The organism is Streptomyces marokkonensis, assembly GCF_039539045.1.
Taxonomy (GTDB): Bacteria; Actinomycetota; Actinomycetes; order Streptomycetales; family Streptomycetaceae; genus Streptomyces; species Streptomyces marokkonensis.
Window position 1 is genome coordinate 13,246 of the sequence record NZ_BAABCQ010000093.1, and the last position, 17,156, is coordinate 30,401.

Sequence of the window (17,156 nt, forward strand, 5' to 3'; positions counted from 1 at the left end):
TGACAAGCCGGAAACCAGGAAAGAGACACAGACAGTGGCGAACCAGCCCCGTCCCAAGGTCAAGAAGTCGCGTGCCCTCGGCATCGCGCTGACCCCGAAGGCCGTCAAGTACTTCGAGGCCCGCCCCTACCCGCCGGGTGAGCACGGCCGCGGCCGCAAGCAGAACTCGGACTACAAGGTCCGTCTGCTCGAGAAGCAGCGTCTGCGCGCGCAGTACGACCTCAGCGAGCGTCAGCTCGTCCGCGCCTACGAGCGTGCCTCCAAGACCAACATGAAGACCGGCGAGGCCCTGGTCATCGAGCTCGAGCGCCGCCTCGACGCGCTGGTCCTGCGTTCGGGCATCGCCCGCACGATCTACCAGGCCCGCCAGATGGTCGTCCACGGCCACATCCAGGTCAACGGCCAGAAGGTCGACAAGCCGTCCTTCCGTGTCCGTCCGGACGACGTCGTGCAGGTGCGCGAGCGCTCCAAGGAGAAGACGCTCTTCACGATCGCCCGTGAAGGCGGCTTCGCCCCCGACGGCGAGACCCCGCGCTACCTCCAGGTGAACCTCAAGGCCCTGGCCTTCCGCCTGGACCGCGACCCGAACCGCAAGGAAATCCCGGTGATCTGCGACGAGCAGCTCGTCGTCGAGTACTACGCCCGCTGATCCCAGCAGAACGCTTTCAGCAAGGCGCAGTACCTCCGCGGTACCTCAGCCCGCCGTCTCCCCGCCCTTCCGGGTGGGCGAGGCGGCGGGCTTCGCCGTCCGCGCGCCCGCCGTGGCACGCCTCCCGGCCCCGCGCGGCGCCGGCAGCGAGGCCGGCACCCCGGGCCGCCGCAGGGCCCGCGACACCGCCTCCCGGCGGCCCAACCGAGCCCCGTGCCGTACGCACTCCTCGTACCGCTCGTCGCCCAGCTGCTCCCGGGCCGCCGCCTCGCACAGTTCGTGCGGCGCGTTGTAGTACGCCGAGCCGAACAACGGCAGCCCCACCGACGGCCACATCCGCCCCGCCGCGCCCTGCAGCACCGCGGCCTCCGCCGCGTCGCCGTCCGCCACCGTGACCAGGGCCAGCAGCTCCACCGCCAGCACCGATCCGAGCTGGTCCCGGAACCGGTGGGCACTGGCCAGGCAGTCGGCCAGCAACTCGCGGGCGCGTCCCGGCTCACCGTCGCTCCAGGCCGCGTAGGCCAGCACATACAGGGCGTAGCCCCGGGTCCAGCGCTCACCGTGGTCCTCGCACACCTGCCGGACGTCCTCGCACAGGCGCACCGCGTCCGGCATGTCCCCCTGGAACGCCCGCGCCATCGCCAGCTCCACCTGGCCCATCAGGACGTTGCTGTTGAGCTCGCCGATCTCCCGGTAGCGACGCAGCGCGGAACGCAGCAGTGACTCCGCGCGCGGCATGTCGTCCGTGACCAGGGCCAGACAGCCGGAGCGGTGCTCCGCGTACGCCACCGCCGTGGGGTCGGCCGACAGCTCGGCCTCCTCCCGGCACTCCTGCAGCGCCGCCAGCGCCGGCACCATGTCGCCCTGCAGGATCGCCACGTAGGCGAGCACCCACAGCGCCTTCAGCCGTGACTGCTCGCCCGCCGTCCGCTCCGGGTCCAGCCGCACCGCCTGCTCCAGCCAGCGCCGCCCCTCCGAGAGCCGTCCGCAGCCGACCCAGTGGAACCACAGGGCGCCCGCCAGATACTGGCCCAGGTGTGCCTCGTCGGGCTCGGTCAGGCAGTGTTCCAGGGCGCTGCGCAGATTCGGCAGCTCCGCGTCCACCCGTGCGGTGACCTGGTGCTGGCGCGGCGAGAACCACTCCAACTCGCACCAGGTCGCCAGACCCACGTACCAGTCCCGGTGCCGCCGCCGCAGCCGCGCCGCGTCACCGGTCGCCTCCAGCCAGTCGGCGCCGTACGCCCGCACCGTGTCGAGCATCCGGTAGCGCACCCCGGCCGGGGTCTCCTCACGGGTCAGCACGGACTGCGCGAGCAGCGCGGAGACCACGTCGAGCACGTCGTCGGCGAGCAGCCCGTCGCCGCTGCACACGTACTCGGCGGCCTCCAGGTCGAACGGCCCCGCGAACACCGACAGCCGCGCCCACAGCAGTCGCTGGGCCGGCGTGCACAGCTCGTGGCTCCAGCCGATCGCCGTACGCAGTGTCCGGTGCCGGGGCAGCGCGGTGCGGTCCCCGCCGGTCAGCAGGCGGAAGCGGTCGTCGAGCCGTTGCAGCACCTGGCCCGGCGACAGCGCGCCCAGCCGCCCCGCCGCCAGCTCGATCGCCAGCGGGATCCCGTCCAGGCGCCGGCACAGCTCGCGCACCTCCCCGTGGCCCTCGTCCAGGTCGGCGTCGTACCCGTACGTCAGGGCCCGCTGCCCCGCCCGGACGGTCAGCAACTCCACCGCCTCCTCCGGGCTCAGCGGCGCCAGGGGCAGAAGTTGCTCCCCGGCCACGCCCAGCGGTCTGCGTCCGACCGACAGGACCCGCAGCCCCGGGGCGCGGCCCAGCAGGTCGGTCACCAGCGCGGCACAGGCGTCCACCAGGTGCTCGACGCCGTCGAGGACCAGGAGCAGTTCCCGCTCGGCGAGGTGCGCGAGCAGCGTCTCGCGCGGCAGCCGTCTCGTGTGGTCGGTCAGGCCCAGCGCCTCCACGACCGCGTAGTCGACGAACTCCTCGTCGCGCAGCGGCGCCAGTTCCACCCGCCACACGCCGTCCCGGGGCCGGCACCGCCCGGCCGCCCGCGCCGCCAGCCGTGACTTCCCGACCCCGCCGGTCCCGGTCACGGTCACCAGCCGCCCGGCGCCCAGCGCCCGGGCCAGCTCCGCGAGTTCCGTCGCTCTGCCCACGAAGGTGTCGAGTTCCAGCGGTAGGTTGCCGTGCGGGATGCCGTCGCGCCGATGGTCTCGCATGAAACACGGAGCGTACTGAACCGAATTCACTCCGTACAATCGCTTCCCGCGACTTCACCGCGTCGCGCCGCGCGCGGACGGTAATCCGGTACGGAGCCCCGCGCCCGGCGCGATAGGCTCGGTGCACGACTTTCCCGAAGTTCAGGCACGTCTTTTGAGGGAGCGGGTGCACAGTGTCCGGTGGCGAGGTGGCCGGAATCCTGGTGGCCGTCTTCTGGGCGATCCTGGTCTCCTTCCTCGCCGTCGCACTGGCGAGGCTGGCCCAGACGCTCAGGGCGACCACCAAGCTCGTGGCGGACGTCACCGACCAGGCCGTTCCGCTGCTGTCCGACGCCTCGTCGGCGGTGCGCTCCGCGCAGACCCAGATCGACCGGGTCGACGCGATCGCCTCCGACGTCCAGGAGGTCACGTCGAACGCCTCCGCGCTGTCCACCACCGTGGCCTCCACCTTCGGCGGCCCCCTGGTCAAGGTCGCCGCGTTCGGCTACGGCGTACGGCGGGCACTCGGCGGTCGCAAGGAGGGCGAGCCCGCGGGCCCGGCCAAGCAGCCGCGGCGTACCGTGATCGTCGGCCGTGCGATCCCGGCCGCGCGGCGGACCAAGCGGAAGAAGGACTGATCCAGCGATGTTCCGCCGTACGTTCTGGTTCGGCACCGGCGTCGCCGCCGGTGTGTGGGCCACCACCAAGGTCAACCGGAAGCTCAGGCAGCTGACCCCCGAGAGCCTCGCCGCGACCGCGGCCAACAAGGCGCTCGACGCGGGTACCCGGCTCAGGGAGCGCGCGGTGGGCTTCGCGGTCGACGTGCGCGACAACATGGCCCAGCGGGAGGCCGAACTGGACGACGCGCTCGGGCTGAAGGCCCCCGTCGACGGTGAACTCCCCGCACCCCGGCGGTACACCGCCATCGAGAACCGCGACATCGGGAACATCGAGAACCGCAGCAACCCGACGTACGTCGACAGGACGACGTACTCGTACAACCGGAATGAGGACCACTGATGGAGTCGGCCGAGATTCGTCGCCGCTGGTTGAGCTTCTTCGAGGAGCGCGGTCACACCGTCGTCCCTTCGGCGTCGCTCATCGCGGACGACCCGACTCTGCTGCTGGTCCCGGCCGGCATGGTGCCCTTCAAGCCCTACTTCCTGGGTGAGGTCAAGCCGCCCTTCGACCGCGCCACCAGCGTGCAGAAGTGCGTGCGCACGCCGGACATCGAAGAGGTCGGCAAGACCACGCGGCACGGCACGTTCTTCCAGATGTGCGGCAACTTCTCCTTCGGCGACTACTTCAAGGAAGGCGCCATCAAGTACGCCTGGGAGCTGCTCACCAGCTCCCAGGACAAGGGCGGTTACGGCCTCGATCCCGAGCGCCTGTGGATCACCGTCTACAAGGACGACGACGAGGCCGAGCGCATCTGGCACGACGTCGTCGGTGTCCCCTCCGAGCGCATCCAGCGCCTCGGCAAGAAGGACAACTACTGGTCCATGGGCGTCCCCGGCCCCTGCGGCCCGTGCTCCGAGATCAACTACGACCGCGGCCCCGAGTTCGGCGCCGAGGGCGGCCCCGCCGTCAACGACGAGCGGTACGTGGAGATCTGGAACCTCGTCTTCATGCAGTACGAGCGGGGCGAGGGCATCGGCAAGGAGGAGTTCGAGATCCTCGGGGACCTGCCGAGCCAGAACATCGACACCGGGCTCGGCCTGGAGCGGCTCGCCATGATTCTGCAGGGCGTGCAGAACATGTACGAGATCGACACCTCCATGGCCGTCATCAGGAAGGCCACCGACCTGACCGGCGTGGCCTACGGCGACGCCCACGCCTCGGACGTCTCGCTGCGCGTGGTCACCGACCACATGCGCACCTCCGTCATGCTCATCGGCGACGGCGTCACCCCGGGCAACGAGGGCCGCGGCTACGTGCTGCGCCGCATCATGCGCCGCGCCATCCGCAACATGCGCCTGCTCGGCGCCACCGGTCCGGTCGTCAAGGACCTGATCGACGTCGTGATCGGCATGATGGGGCAGCAGTACCCCGAGCTGATCACCGACCGCGAGCGGATCGAGAAGGTCGCCGTCGCCGAGGAGAACGCCTTCCTGAAGACGCTGAAGGCCGGCACCAACATCCTCGACACCGCCGTCAGCGACACCAAGGCCACCGGCGGCACCGTCCTCGCCGGCGACAAGGCCTTCCTGCTCCACGACACCTGGGGCTTCCCGATCGACCTCACCCTGGAGATGGCCGCCGAGCAGGGGCTGTCCGTGGACGAGGACGGCTTCCGGCGCCTGATGAAGGAGCAGCGGGAGCGCGCCAAGGCCGACGCCCAGGCCAAGAAGACCGGCCACGCCGGCACCGGCGCCTACCGCGAGATCGCCGACAAGGCCGGGGCCACCGACTTCGTCGGCTACAGCGACACCGAGAGCGAGTCCCGCATCGTCGGCATCCTCGTCGACGGCGCCTCCTCCCCGGCCGCCATCGAGGGCGACGAGGTCGAGATCGTCCTCGACCGCACCCCGTTCTACGCCGAGGGCGGCGGCCAGATCGGCGACACCGGCCGGATCAGGGTCGACACCGGTGCCGTCATCGAGATCCGCGACTGCCAGAAGCCGGTGCCGGGCGTGTACGTCCACAAGGGCGTCGTCCAGGTCGGCGAGGTCACCGTCGGTGCCAAGGCCCAGGCCTCCATCGACGGCCTGCGCCGCACGGCCATCGCCCGCGCCCACTCGGCCACCCACCTCACCCACCAGGCCCTGCGTGACGCCCTCGGCCCGACGGCCGCCCAGGCCGGTTCCGAGAACCAGCCCGGCCGCTTCCGCTTCGACTTCGGCTCGCCGTCCGCCGTGCCGACGGTCGTGATGACCGACGTCGAGCAGAAGATCAACGAGGTGCTCGCCCGCGACCTCGACGTGCGCGCCGACGTCATGGGAATCGACGAGGCCAAGAAGCAGGGCGCCATCGCCGAGTTCGGCGAGAAGTACGGCGAGCGCGTGCGTGTCGTCACCATCGGCGACTTCTCCAAGGAGCTGTGCGGCGGCACCCACGTGCACAACACCGCCCAGCTGGGCCTGGTCAAGCTGCTCGGCGAGTCGTCCATCGGCTCCGGCGTGCGCCGCATCGAGGCCCTGGTCGGCGTGGACGCCTACAACTTCCTCGCCCGTGAGCACACGGTCGTCGCCCAGCTCCAGGAGCTGATCAAGGGCCGCCCGGAGGAGCTTCCGGAGAAGGTCTCCGCCATGCTCGGCAAGCTCAAGGACGCCGAGAAGGAGATCGAGAAGTTCCGCGCCGAGAAGGTCCTCCAGGCCGCCGGTTCGCTCGCCGACTCCGCCAAGGACGTGCGCGGCGTGGCCCTGGTGACCGGGCAGGTCCCGGACGGCACCACCGCCGACGACCTGCGCAAGTTGGTCCTCGACGTGCGTGGCCGCATCCAGGGCGGCCGGGCCGCGGTCGTCGCCCTGTTCACCACGGTGAACGGCAAGCCCCTCACCGTCATCGCCACCAACGAGGCCGCCCGCGAGCGCGGTCTCAAGGCCGGTGACCTGGTGCGCTCCGCCGCCAAGACCCTCGGCGGCGGCGGTGGCGGCAAGCCGGACGTCGCCCAGGGCGGCGGTCAGAACCCGGCCGCCATCGGTGACGCCGTGGACGCCGTCGAGCGGCTCGTGGCGGACACGGCCAAGTGAGCGACTCGATGAACGGCCGGCTCGACGGCCCGACGGAGGGCCGGACGGGGAGCCCGGCGGACGACGGGCCCCGGGGCCCGGTCATGCGCCGAGGCCGCCGTCTGGCGATCGACGTCGGGGACGCCCGTATCGGGGTCGCCTCCTGCGACCCCGACGGAATCCTCGCCACGCCGGTGGAGACCGTCCCCGGACGCGACGTCCCGGCGGCCCACCGCCGCCTGCGGCAGCTGGTCGAGGAGTACGAACCGATCGAGGTCGTCGTCGGCCTCCCTCGCTCCCTCAAGGGGGGCGAAGGCCCGGCCGCGGTCAAGGTCAGGGGCTTCGCACAGGAACTGGCCCGCGGTATCGCGCCGTTGCCGGTCAGGCTCGTCGACGAGCGGATGACGACGGTGTCCGCCAGTCAGGGACTGCGCGCCTCGGGAGTGAAGTCCAAGAAGGGCCGGTCCGTCATCGACCAGGCAGCCGCTGTGATCATCCTCCAGCAGGCGCTTGAATCCGAACGGGTGTCAGGCAGGGCACCCGGTGAGGGCGTCGAAGTGGTCGTCTGATCGCGGTACGGTAACGTTCCGCGCGATGCGGAGGCATTCGAACAGCCACCGCACAGCAAGAGGCGGAACGGAAAACGGCCCTCCATGACAGGCCGTACGGACCGTCGCCTCGCGGCTCTAGGGGATCGATGACTGAGTATGGCCGGGGCCCAGGCTCCGAACCGTGGCATCCGGAGGACCCGTTGTACGGGGACGACGGATGGGGTGGACAGCAGGCCCACGCGGGTCAGCAGTCCCCCTACGGCGGCCAGCCGCAGCAGTATCCGGAGCAGTCCCAGTCGCAGCAGTACGGCGACTGGGGCAACGGTGGCCAGCCCGCCTACGGCCGGCAGCCGCAGTACGACCAGTATGGTCAGCAGCCTCCTGAGCCGCAGTACGACCAGAACCCGCAACACGGCCGGCAGCCGCAGTACGACCAGTACGGTCAGCAGCCTCCTGAGCCGCAGTACGACCAGAACCCGCAACACGGCCGGCAGCCGCAGTACGACCAGTACGGTCAGCAGCCTCCCGAGCCGCAGTACGACCAGAACCAGCAGTACGACCAGAACCAGCAGTACAGCCAGAACCAGCAGTACGACCAGTACGGTCAGCAGCAGTACGACCAGCAGTACGCGGCTCAGGGACAGTCCCAGCAGGGCTACGACAACGACGGCCGGGGCACCGGCGCGAATCCCCACGCGCAGTACCCCGCCGACCCGTCGGATCCCTACGGTCGGCAGGCCGCCTACGGCTCCGAGCAGCCCGACGCCTACGGCACCCCGGATGCGTACCCGCCCCCGGAACCGCCGGGCCGTCGGCGCGCCGAGCCCGAACCGCGGGACACCGACTGGGACCCCGGCCCCGACGAGGGGGAACACGCCTTCTTCGCGGGCGGTGACGCCGACGAGGAAGAGGGCGGCGGCGAGGGCGACACGCAGCGGAGCGACCGCAAGGGCCGGGGCGGCAGACCCAAGAAGGGCCGCAGCGGCACCGCGTGCCTCGTGGTCTGCCTGGTGCTGGGCGGCGCCGTGGCAGGAGTCGGGTATTTCGGCTTCCAGTTCTACCAGGATCGCTTCGGCGCGGCCCCGAACTACTCGGGTGACGGCAACGGCGAGCAGGTGACCGTCGCGATCCCCAAGGGTGCGGGCGGCTCGGTCATCGGCCAGGAGCTCAAGCGGAAGGGCGTGGTGAAGAGCGTCGATGCCTTCATCGCCGCCCAGCAGAGCAATCCCCAGGGCAAGAGCATCCAGGACGGCGTGTACACGCTGCAGAAGGAGATGTCGGCCGAGAGCGCCATCGAGATGCTGCTCAACCCCAAGAGCCGCAGCAACCTGATCATCTCCGAGGGCCGACGCAACGCCGGCATCTACAAGGACATCGACAAGCGCCTCGAACTGGACGAGGGAACCACCGCCAAGGTCGCCAAGGCCGAGTGGAAGAACCTCGGCCTGCCCGACTGGGCGATGAACCACGAGGACGTCAAGGACCCGCTGGAGGGCTTCCTCTACCCGTCGAGCTACTCGGCGGCCAAGGGCCAGAAGCCCGAGGACGTGCTGAAGCAGATGGTGGCGAGGGCGACCGCGAAGTACGAGGAACTCGACCTCGAGGGGAAGGCCGAGAGCCTGGGCCTCGAAGGACCGTGGCAACTGCTCACCGTGGCCAGCCTGGTCCAGGCCGAGGGCACCAGCCACGAGGACTTCCGCAAGATGGCCGAGGTCATCTACAACCGCCTCAAGCCCGGCAACGCGCAGACCAACGGGATGCTGGAGTTCGACTCCACGTACAACTACATCAAGAACCAGAGCAAGATCGACCTGTCCCTCAGCAAGCTGCGCAACTTCGACAACCCGTACAACACCTACTACACCAAGGGCCTGCCGCCCGGCCCGATCAGCAACCCCGGCGAGGACGCGCTGAAGGGCGCCCTCGACCCGACCGACGACGGTTGGTACTACTTCATCTCGCGCGACGGCAAGACGAGCGAGTTCACCAAGACCAACGCGGACCACCAGAAGTTGGTCGACGAGTGGGAAGCCTCGAAGAACAAGTGATGTCCGCACCCCGCCGAGCCGCCGTTCTGGGCTCTCCCATCGCCCACTCCCTCTCCCCGGTTCTGCACCGCACCGCCTACGCCGAGCTGGGCCTGGAGGGCTGGACGTACGACCGCTTCGACGTCGACGAGGAGGCGCTGCCCGGCTTCCTCGGACAGCTGGGTCCCGAGTGGGCGGGGCTGTCGCTGACCATGCCGCTCAAACGGTCCGTCATCCCACTGCTCGACGGGATCAGTGAGACGGCGGCCTCCGTCGACGCGGTGAACACCGTGGTGCTCGGCGAGGACGGCACCAAGACCGGCGACAACACCGACATCACGGGCATGGTCGCCGCCCTGCGCGAGCACGGCATCGACAAGGTGGAGACCGCGGCCGTCCTCGGCGCCGGCGCCACCGCGTCCTCCGCGCTGGCCGCGCTGGCCCGGATCTGCACCGGCGAGATCGCCGTCTACGTACGGAGTGAGGCGCGCGCCGCCGAGATGCGGGGCTTCGCCGAGCGGCTGGACGTCGCAGTGCGCGTCGCGGACTGGGCGGACGCCGAAGAGGCGCTGCACACCCCGTTGGTGGTGGCCACCACCCCGGCCGGTGCCACGGACGCACTCGCCGCCGCCGTCCCGGAGATGCCCGCGACCCTCTTCGACGTGCTCTACGACCCCTGGCCGACCGCACTCGCCGCCCGCTGGTCGGCGTACGGCGGCGCCGTCGTCAGCGGGCTCGACCTGCTGCTGCACCAGGCGGTGCTCCAGGTGGAGCAGATGACGGGGCGGGCTCCGGCCCCCCTCGCCGCCATGCGCACGGCCGGGGAGCGAGCCCTCGCGGACCGCTGACGTCCCTCAGCCGCCCCGGGCGCGCCCTGGGCGTCGGCCGGCGTTCGCGCCCCCGTCCGCCAGATGGACCGGCGGCCGGGGCCGGAGCCCGGACGTGGGAGGATCGGAGGTGGCGGACCGGGGCCCGCGCACCCCGGACACGCCGTCGCCGTACGTGGAGAAGACGCGTACGCAGGGCATAACCGGGGCGCGAGTACTGAGGAGCACCGTTGAGCAGGTTGCGCTGGCTGACCGCGGGGGAGTCCCACGGCCCCGCACTCGTCGCGACGCTGGAGGGCCTGCCCGCCGGCGTGCCGATCACCACGGACATGGTGGCGGACCATCTGGCGAGGCGGCGGCTCGGCTACGGGCGCGGTGCGCGGATGAAGTTCGAGCGGGACGAGGTCACCTTCCTCGGCGGCGTCCGGCACGGGCTCACCCTCGGTTCCCCGGTCGCGGTCATGGTCGGCAACACCGAGTGGCCCAAGTGGGAGCAGGTCATGGCGGCCGATCCGGTGGATCCGGAGGTGCTGGCCGGTCTGGCCCGCAACGCCCCGCTGACCCGCCCCCGCCCCGGCCACGCCGACCTCGCTGGCATGCAGAAGTACGGCTTCGACGAGGCCCGGCCGATCCTGGAGCGCGCCTCCGCGCGGGAGACGGCCGCCCGGGTGGCCCTGGGCGCCGTGGCGCGGTCGTATCTGAAGGAGACGGCCGGCATCGAGATCGTCAGCCACGTCGTCGAACTGGCGGCCGCCAAGGCGCCGTACGGGGTGTACCCGACCCCCGCCGATGTGGAGAGGCTGGACGCCGACCCGGTGCGCTGCCTGGACGCGGACGCCTCACAGGCGATGGTCGCGGAGATCGACCAGGCCCACAAGGACGGCGACACCCTCGGTGGCGTGGTCGAGGTGCTGGCGTACGACGTCCCGGTCGGGCTCGGCTCGCACGTGCACTGGGACCGTCGGCTCGACGCCCGGCTGGCCGCCGCCCTCATGGGCATCCAGGCCATCAAGGGCGTGGAGGTCGGAGACGGCTTCGGCCTGGCCCGTGTGCCCGGTTCCCAGGCGCACGACGAGATTCTGGCCGGCCCCGACGGCATCAGGCGTGCCTCGGGCCGCTCCGGTGGCACCGAGGGTGGTCTGAGCACCGGCGAGCTGCTGCGCGTGAAGGCGGCGATGAAGCCGATCGCGACCGTGCCGCGGGCGCTGGCGACCGTGGACGTCGCCACCGGCGAGGCCACGCAGGCCCACCACCAGCGCTCCGACGTGTGCGCGGTGCCGGCGGCCGGCATCGTCGCCGAGGCGATGGTCGCCCTCGTGCTGGCGGACGCGGTGGCGGAGAAGTTCGGTGGCGACAGCGTCACCGAGACCCGCCGCAACGTCACCTCGTACCTCGAGAACCTGGCCATCCGATGACCGCGGCCCCGTCGATCGTCCTCGTCGGCCCGATGGGCGTCGGCAAGTCCACCGTCGGGCAGCTGCTGGCCGAGCGGCTCGGCGTCGGACACCGGGACACGGACGAGGACATCGTCACCGATCAGGGACGCGCCATCGCCGACATCTTCGTCGACGAGGGTGAGGCGGCGTTCCGGGCGCTGGAGAAGCAGGCCGTGCGCCGGGCGCTCGCCGAGCACGACGGCGTCCTCGCCCTCGGCGGCGGCGCGATCCTGGACGCGGACACCCGCGGCCTGCTCGCCGGGCAGCGCGTCGTCTATCTCTCGATGGACGTCGAGGAGGCCGTCCGGCGCACCGGCCTGAACGCCGCGCGCCCCCTCCTGGCGGTCAACCCGCGCAGACAGTGGCGTGAGCTGATGGAGGCCCGCCGCCACCTGTACGAGGAGGTTGCCACGGCGGTCGTGGCCACCGACGGCCGTACGCCCGAAGAAGTCGCCCGAGCCGTCCTGGACGCCTTGGAGTCGACTGTGATTCCCGGGGGCGATCCCCGGACCCCCGGCCGAAGGACGCTGTAGTGAACGACGTGACGAGAATCCAGGTCGGCGGCACCGCCGGATCCGACCCCTACGAGGTCCTGGTGGGACGTCAGCTCCTGGGCGAGCTCGGCGCCCTGATCGGCCCGAAGGCCAAGGCGGTCGCGGTGATCCACCCGGAGGCCCTCGCCGAGACCGGTGACGCGCTGCGCGCCGACCTCGCCGAGCAGGGCTACGAGGCGATCGCCATCCAGGTGCCCAACGCCGAGGAGGCGAAGACCGCCGAGGTCGCCGCCTACTGCTGGAAGGCGCTGGGCCAGTCCGGCTTCACCCGTACCGACGCCATCGTCGGCGTCGGCGGCGGCGCCAGCACCGACCTGGCCGGGTTCGTGGCCGCGACCTGGCTGCGCGGCGTGCGCTGGATCGCCGTCCCCACCACCGTGCTGGCCATGGTGGACGCGGCCGTCGGCGGCAAGACCGGCATCAACACCGCCGAGGGCAAGAACCTCGTCGGCTCCTTCCACCCGCCCGCCGGCGTCCTGTGCGACCTGGCGGCCCTGGACTCGCTCTCGGTCAACGACTACGTCTCCGGGCTCGCCGAGGTCATCAAGGCCGGCTTCATCGCCGACCCGGTGATCCTGGACCTGATCGAGTCCGACCCCCAGGCCGCGCGCACCCCGGCCGGACCGCACACCGCCGAGCTGATCGTGCGCTCCGTCAGGGTCAAGGCCGAGGTCGTCTCGTCCGACCTGAAGGAAGCCGGTCTGCGCGAGATCCTCAACTACGGCCACACGCTCGGCCACGCCATCGAGAAGAACGAGCGCTACAAGTGGCGGCACGGCGCCGCCGTCTCCGTCGGCATGCACTTCGCCGCCGAACTGGGCCGCCTCGCGGGCCGCCTGGACGACGCCACCGCCGACCGCCACCGCAGCATCCTCGAATCGGTCGGTCTGCCGCTGTACTACCGCCACGACCAGTGGCCCAAGCTCGTCGAGAACATGAAGGTCGACAAGAAGTCCCGCGGCGACCTGCTGCGCTTCATCGTCCTGGACGGCCTCGCCAAGCCCACCGTCCTCGAGGGGCCAGACCCGGCCGTCCTCCTCGCCGCCTACGGCGAGGTGGGCGAGTAGTACTTCCGCGCGCCTTTCCGTCCGATTCGCCCTGTGCGACGGGCACTTCGGACCGCCCCCGGCCGTTCACAGAACGACGACCGGGGGCGGTACCGTTCGGAGGGGGGTCCTCCCACGGCCTTTAGGCTGTGGGGGACAGCGGGCGGGCACCGGCCCGTCGTCAGCGCCCATCGCCTGTACGAGACGGAGTGGCACCGGATGCAGTACGCAGTGGGTTCTCCGCTGCCGCCGCCCCATCAGCCGGGGCACGGACCGGCCGTCGGCTGGTCCCCGGCCGCGCACCACCCGGAACAGGGCCCCACCCCCGTACCGCCGCCCGCGGCGCCGGGCTACCCCATGCGGTCCCCACACCCCGTGGCCTCCCAGCAGGCTCCGGGCCCGCGCCCGCACCGGGCGCCCGGGGACCCGGGCCCGCACCAGGCGGCCCCCGTCCCGCCCCCGCCGGACACCACCGGCCATGTACCGCTGCCGCCCGGCGGCCCCGTGGCCGCGCCCAGCGTGCCCCCCGCCACGGCCGTCATGCCCGATCCCACCACGACCACCCTCGCGGTGCTGCTCATCGGCCCGGCGGGAGCCGGGAAGACCAGTGTCGCCAAGTACTGGGCCGACCACCGCGGGGTCCCCACCGCCCACATCAGCCTCGACGACGTCCGCGAGTGGGTCCGCTCCGGCTTCGCCGACCCTCAGACCGGGTGGAACGAGCACTCCGAGGCCCAGTACCGTCTGGCCCGCCGCACCTGCGGCTTCTCCGCGCGCAACTTCCTCGCCAACGGCATCTCCTGCATCCTCGACGACGCGGTCTTCCCGGACCGCCCGGTCGTCGGCCTCGGCGGCTGGAAGCGGCACGTCGGCCCCGGGCTGCTCCCGGTCGTCCTCCTGCCGGGCCTGGACATCGTCCTGGAGCGCAACGCCGAACGCAGCGGCAACCGGCGGCTCACCGACGAGGAGGTCGCCCGAATCCACGGCCGTATGGCCGGCTGGTACGGCTCCGGCCTCCCCATCATCGACAACTCCCAGCTCGGCATACCGGAAACGGCCCAGGTCCTGAACGAGGTTCTGACCCGCTCGATTGCGAGCCCACCGAGCTGGTGACACGGGCAGCGTGCCGACACAGGGGCGCGGGGGCGACGTCCACTCGCGGCTGAGCCGCGGGGCGCGCCCAGCACCCGCCGGCGGTCGGACGCCACACAACGACAAGCCCCACTCCTGCCCCCCGCCCGGCGTGCCTACGCGCACCGCCCACTCGGCGTCTCCCGAGCGGCGCCCCCGGAGCGATGCTTTTACGCTCGGCTCATGTCAGAGGTGTACGCGGCCCGCCGGACGCGCCTACGAGAACGCTGCAACGCGGGCGGCAGCGCGGCGGCGCTCGTCTCCCGGCCCGCCAACGTGCGCTATCTCGCGGGCGCCGCCCCGCACGGCGCCGTGCTGCTGCTGGGCAAGACCGAGGATCTGCTGGTCTGCTCGGGTCCTCGGGACGACCGCCAGGCGGACGGCGTCCGGCCCGACGACTCCCTGCCGGTGCGGGCACTGCCCGGGCCCGGCGGCGACCCGGCCGTCGCGGCCACCGGCCTCGCCGCGGCCCAGGGCGCCGAGTCCCTCGCCACCGAGGACCACCACCTCACCGTGGTCCGGCACCGCGCCATGCGCTCGGTCGCCCCCCGACTGCGCCTGACCGACCTCGGCCAGGCGGTCGAGCAACTCCGGGTGGTCAAGGACGAGGAGGAGATCTCCTGCCTGCGCATCGGTGCCGAGATCGCCGACCAGGCCCTCGGTGAACTCCTGGAATCCATCCTGGTCGGCCGCACCGAGCGGCATCTCGCCCTGGAGCTGGAGCGCCGGCTGGTCGACCACGGAGCCGACGGCCCCGCCTTCTCCACCTCCGTCGGCACCGGCCCGAACTCGGGGCGCCGCGGTCACCGGCCCACCGACCGGAGGGTGGAGGAGGGCGACTTCCTCTCCGTCTGCCTGGGCGCCACCTACCGCGGCTACCGCTGCGAGATCGGCCGCACGTTCGTCATCGGCACCTCGCCGGCCGACTGGCAGATCGAGCTGTACGACCTCGTCTTCTCCGCCCAGCGGGCCGGCCGGGAGGCCCTCGCACCCGGCGCAGCCTGCCGCGATGTGGACCGCGCCGCCCGCCAGGCACTGGACTGCGCCGGGTACGCGGAGAACCTTCCGACCCTCACAGGTCACGGTGTCGGACTGGAAATCGACGAGGACCCGCAGTTGGCCCCTGCGGCCATGGGTAAACTGGACGCTTGTGTGCCGGTCACCGTCGAACCGGGGGTCCACCTCCCGGGCCGGGGCGGTGTCCGGATCGATGACACGCTCGTCGTGCGCCCCGAGGCGGACGGCGGACCCGAGCTACTCACCATCACGACCAAGGAGCTGCTCGCGCTCTAGCCTTCGCGCTGTGCGCATGTCGGCCCCGAGGTCGTCCACGTCAGTCCATTCCAGGAGATTCCGCAACCGTGGCTTCCACGAACGACCTCAAGAACGGCATGGTGCTCAAGCTCGAAGGCGGCCAGCTCTGGTCCGTCGTCGAGTTCCAGCACGTCAAGCCCGGCAAGGGCCCGGCCTTCGTGCGCACCAAGCTGAAGAACGTGCTCTCCGGCAAGACCGTCGACAAGACCTTCAACGCCGGCGTCAAGGTCGAGACGGCCACCGTCGACAAGCGTGACATGCAGTTCTCCTACATGGACGGCGACTACTTCGTCTTCATGGACATGGAGACCTACGACCAGCTGCACGTCGACCGCAAGGCCGTCGGCGACTCCGCCAACTTCCTGGTGGAGGGCTTCACCGCCACCGTCGCCCAGCACGAGGGCGAGGTGCTCTTCGTCGAGCTGCCCGCCGCCGTCGAGCTGACGATCCAGGAGACCGAGCCCGGCGTCCAGGGCGACCGCTCCACCGGCGGCACCAAGCCCGCCACGCTGGAGACCGGCTACCAGATCCAGGTCCCGCTCTTCATCACCACCGGTGAGAAGATCAAGGTCGACACCCGCTCGAGTGACTACCTCGGCCGGGTGAACAGCTAACCGTGGCTGCCCGCAACACGGCCCGCAAGCGCGCCTTCCAGATTCTCTTCGAGAGTGATCAGCGAGGCGCCGACGTCCTGACGGTCCTCGCCGACTGGGTCCGGCACTCCCGGTCCGACACCCGGCAGCCGCCGGTGAGCGAGTACACGATGGAGCTGGTCGAGGGCTACGCCGAGCGCGCGCGGCGCATCGACGAGCTCATCGCCCAGTACTCGGTCGGCTGGACGCTCGACCGCATGCCGGTCGTCGACCGCAACGTCCTGCGTCTGGGCGCGTACGAGCTGATCTGGGTCGACGCGACCCCGGACGCCGTCGTCCTGGACGAGATGGTGCAGCTGGCGAAGGAGTTCTCCACGGACGAGTCGCCCGCGTTCGTCAACGGCCTGCTCGGCCGGCTGAAGGAGCTCAAGCCCTCGCTGCGTCGCGACGAGAGCTGAGAGCGGCCCGGAGAGCCCGCAGAGAGAGCCACCACGTCGGAGGGCCCGCAGCAGGCGCGCTGCGGGCCCTCCGACGCGTCGGTCTCCGTGACTCCTGGCGTACGAGGCGTACGAGGCGTACGAGGCGCACGAGAAAGGCCGCCGGGGGTGGCCGGAACCGCTTGGTTCCGGCCACCCCCGGCGGCACGTTTCTGCTGGGGCGGTGTGCCCTCAGGCGTCCTCGTGGGACGCCACCGCGCGGCGCGCGTCCGCGTCCAGGACACCCCAGCTGATCAGCTGCTCGGTGAGGACCGAGGGCGACTGGTCGTAGATGACGGCGAGCGTGCGCAGGTCGTCCTGGCGGATCGAGAGCACCTTGCCGTTGTAGTCACCGCGCTGTGACTGGATGGTGGCCGCGTAACGCTGCAGCGGGCCCGCCTTTTCGGCCGGCACCGTGGCCAGCTGCTCCAGGTCCAGGACCAGCTTCGGCGGCGGCTCGGCGGCACCGCCCGGAGTGGTGCCGGGCAGCAGCTCCTGCACGGGAACGCCGTAGAAATCCGCCAGCTCGGCGAGGCGCTGCACGGTCACGGCACGGTCGCCGCGCTCGTACGAACCGACCACGACGGCCTTCCAGCGGCCCTGGGACTTCTCCTCGACACCGTGGAGGGAAAGGCCCTGCTGGGTGCGGATGGCCCGGAGCTTGGCCCCG

16 protein-coding genes are annotated in these 17,156 nt (G+C 71.4%); 14 read left to right on the top strand and 2 right to left on the bottom strand.

Annotation, left to right across the window (positions count from 1 at the left end):
• The first annotated feature begins 34 nt into the window (after positions 1–34).
• Complete coding sequence (gene rpsD, locus ABEA26_RS22160) at positions 35–649, top strand: 30S ribosomal protein S4 (protein WP_279566393.1); 615 nt, start codon at positions 35–37, stop codon at positions 647–649.
• 45 nt (positions 650–694) lie between these two features.
• On the opposite strand, the gene ABEA26_RS22165 is transcribed toward rpsD, so the two are convergent.
• A complete protein-coding gene (locus ABEA26_RS22165; RefSeq protein WP_345594752.1) occupies positions 695–2,881 on the bottom strand; it encodes an ATP-binding protein in 2,187 nt (728 codons plus the stop codon).
• Positions 2,882–3,054: 173 nt separating this feature from the next.
• Between ABEA26_RS22165 and ABEA26_RS22170 the strand changes: the two genes are divergently transcribed.
• The 13 genes from ABEA26_RS22170 to nusB all read left to right on the top strand — a co-directional run bounded on the left by ABEA26_RS22170 (position 3,055) and on the right by nusB (position 16,468).
• Complete coding sequence (locus tag ABEA26_RS22170; RefSeq protein WP_345594754.1) at positions 3,055–3,498, top strand: DUF948 domain-containing protein; 444 nt, start codon at positions 3,055–3,057, stop codon at positions 3,496–3,498.
• A 7-nt stretch (positions 3,499–3,505) separates the two neighbouring features.
• Positions 3,506–3,880: a hypothetical protein gene (locus ABEA26_RS22175; protein WP_345594756.1), complete on the top strand. Its 375-nt coding sequence runs from the start codon at positions 3,506–3,508 to the stop codon at positions 3,878–3,880.
• Positions 3,880–6,552, top strand: coding sequence for an alanine--tRNA ligase (alaS, locus tag ABEA26_RS22180; RefSeq protein WP_345594757.1), 2,673 nt, complete (start codon positions 3,880–3,882; stop codon positions 6,550–6,552). The genes ABEA26_RS22175 and alaS overlap by 1 nt, the downstream gene beginning before the upstream one ends.
• An 83-nt stretch (positions 6,553–6,635) precedes the next feature.
• Complete coding sequence (gene ruvX, locus ABEA26_RS22185; RefSeq protein WP_345594776.1) at positions 6,636–7,100, top strand: Holliday junction resolvase RuvX; 465 nt, start codon at positions 6,636–6,638, stop codon at positions 7,098–7,100.
• Positions 7,101–7,228: 128 nt separating this feature from the next.
• Positions 7,229–9,130 (top strand): endolytic transglycosylase MltG, encoded by a 1,902-nt coding sequence (gene mltG / locus ABEA26_RS22190; protein WP_345594758.1) that lies wholly within the window; start codon positions 7,229–7,231, stop codon positions 9,128–9,130.
• The gene (locus tag ABEA26_RS22195) at positions 9,130–9,957 is read left to right on the top strand and encodes a shikimate dehydrogenase (RefSeq protein WP_345594760.1); all 828 of its coding nucleotides are present in this window, start codon (positions 9,130–9,132) and stop codon (positions 9,955–9,957) included. The genes mltG and ABEA26_RS22195 overlap by 1 nt, the downstream gene beginning before the upstream one ends.
• Positions 9,958–10,166: 209 nt before the next feature.
• Positions 10,167–11,351 carry a chorismate synthase gene (gene aroC, locus ABEA26_RS22200; RefSeq protein WP_345594761.1) on the top strand — a complete coding sequence of 395 codons (1,185 nt, stop codon included), beginning with the start codon at positions 10,167–10,169 and terminating at the stop codon, positions 11,349–11,351.
• Positions 11,348–11,905, top strand: a complete 558-nt coding sequence (locus ABEA26_RS22205; RefSeq protein WP_345594763.1) for a shikimate kinase — start codon at positions 11,348–11,350, stop codon at positions 11,903–11,905. Before aroC ends, ABEA26_RS22205 begins: the two co-directional genes overlap by 4 nt.
• On the top strand, positions 11,905–12,993 hold the full coding sequence (gene aroB / locus ABEA26_RS22210) for a 3-dehydroquinate synthase (protein ID WP_345594765.1): 1,089 nt from the start codon (positions 11,905–11,907) through the stop codon (positions 12,991–12,993). Before ABEA26_RS22205 ends, aroB begins: the two co-directional genes overlap by 1 nt.
• Before the next feature lie 198 nt (positions 12,994–13,191).
• Positions 13,192–14,085 (top strand): Pro-rich N-terminal domain-containing protein, encoded by an 894-nt coding sequence (locus ABEA26_RS22215; protein ID WP_345594767.1) that lies wholly within the window; start codon positions 13,192–13,194, stop codon positions 14,083–14,085.
• Positions 14,086–14,286: 201 nt separating this feature from the next.
• The gene (locus ABEA26_RS22220) at positions 14,287–15,396 is read left to right on the top strand and encodes an aminopeptidase P family protein (RefSeq protein ID WP_345594769.1); all 1,110 of its coding nucleotides are present in this window, start codon (positions 14,287–14,289) and stop codon (positions 15,394–15,396) included.
• A gap of 68 nt (positions 15,397–15,464) precedes the next feature.
• Positions 15,465–16,031 (top strand): elongation factor P, encoded by a 567-nt coding sequence (gene efp / locus ABEA26_RS22225; protein ID WP_345594771.1) that lies wholly within the window; start codon positions 15,465–15,467, stop codon positions 16,029–16,031.
• A gap of 2 nt (positions 16,032–16,033) precedes the next feature.
• Positions 16,034–16,468: a transcription antitermination factor NusB gene (nusB, locus tag ABEA26_RS22230; protein ID WP_345594773.1), complete on the top strand. Its 435-nt coding sequence runs from the start codon at positions 16,034–16,036 to the stop codon at positions 16,466–16,468.
• Between the two features lie 210 nt (positions 16,469–16,678).
• On the opposite strand, the gene bldD is transcribed toward nusB, so the two are convergent.
• On the bottom strand, positions 16,679–17,156 hold a 478-nt coding region (gene bldD, locus ABEA26_RS22235; protein WP_345594774.1), incomplete at its 5' end, for a transcriptional regulator BldD.

Excerpts from the sequence above, each read along its gene's own strand:
- alaS (WP_345594757.1), top strand. The coding sequence starts at position 3,880 with ATGGAGTCGGCCGAGATTCGTCGCCGCTGGTTGAGCTTCTTCGAGGAG.
- ABEA26_RS22220 (WP_345594769.1), top strand. The coding sequence starts at position 14,287 with ATGTCAGAGGTGTACGCGGCCCGCCGGACGCGCCTACGAGAACGCTGC.
- ruvX (WP_345594776.1), top strand. The coding sequence starts at position 6,636 with ATGCGCCGAGGCCGCCGTCTGGCGATCGACGTCGGGGACGCCCGTATC.
- ABEA26_RS22215 (WP_345594767.1), top strand. The coding sequence starts at position 13,192 with ATGCAGTACGCAGTGGGTTCTCCGCTGCCGCCGCCCCATCAGCCGGGG.
- mltG (WP_345594758.1), top strand. The coding sequence starts at position 7,229 with ATGACTGAGTATGGCCGGGGCCCAGGCTCCGAACCGTGGCATCCGGAG.
- ABEA26_RS22205 (WP_345594763.1), top strand. The coding sequence starts at position 11,348 with ATGACCGCGGCCCCGTCGATCGTCCTCGTCGGCCCGATGGGCGTCGGC.
- ABEA26_RS22165 (WP_345594752.1), bottom strand. The coding sequence starts at position 2,881 with ATGCGAGACCATCGGCGCGACGGCATCCCGCACGGCAACCTACCGCTG.
- ABEA26_RS22175 (WP_345594756.1), top strand. The coding sequence starts at position 3,506 with ATGTTCCGCCGTACGTTCTGGTTCGGCACCGGCGTCGCCGCCGGTGTG.
- ABEA26_RS22195 (WP_345594760.1), top strand. The coding sequence starts at position 9,130 with ATGTCCGCACCCCGCCGAGCCGCCGTTCTGGGCTCTCCCATCGCCCAC.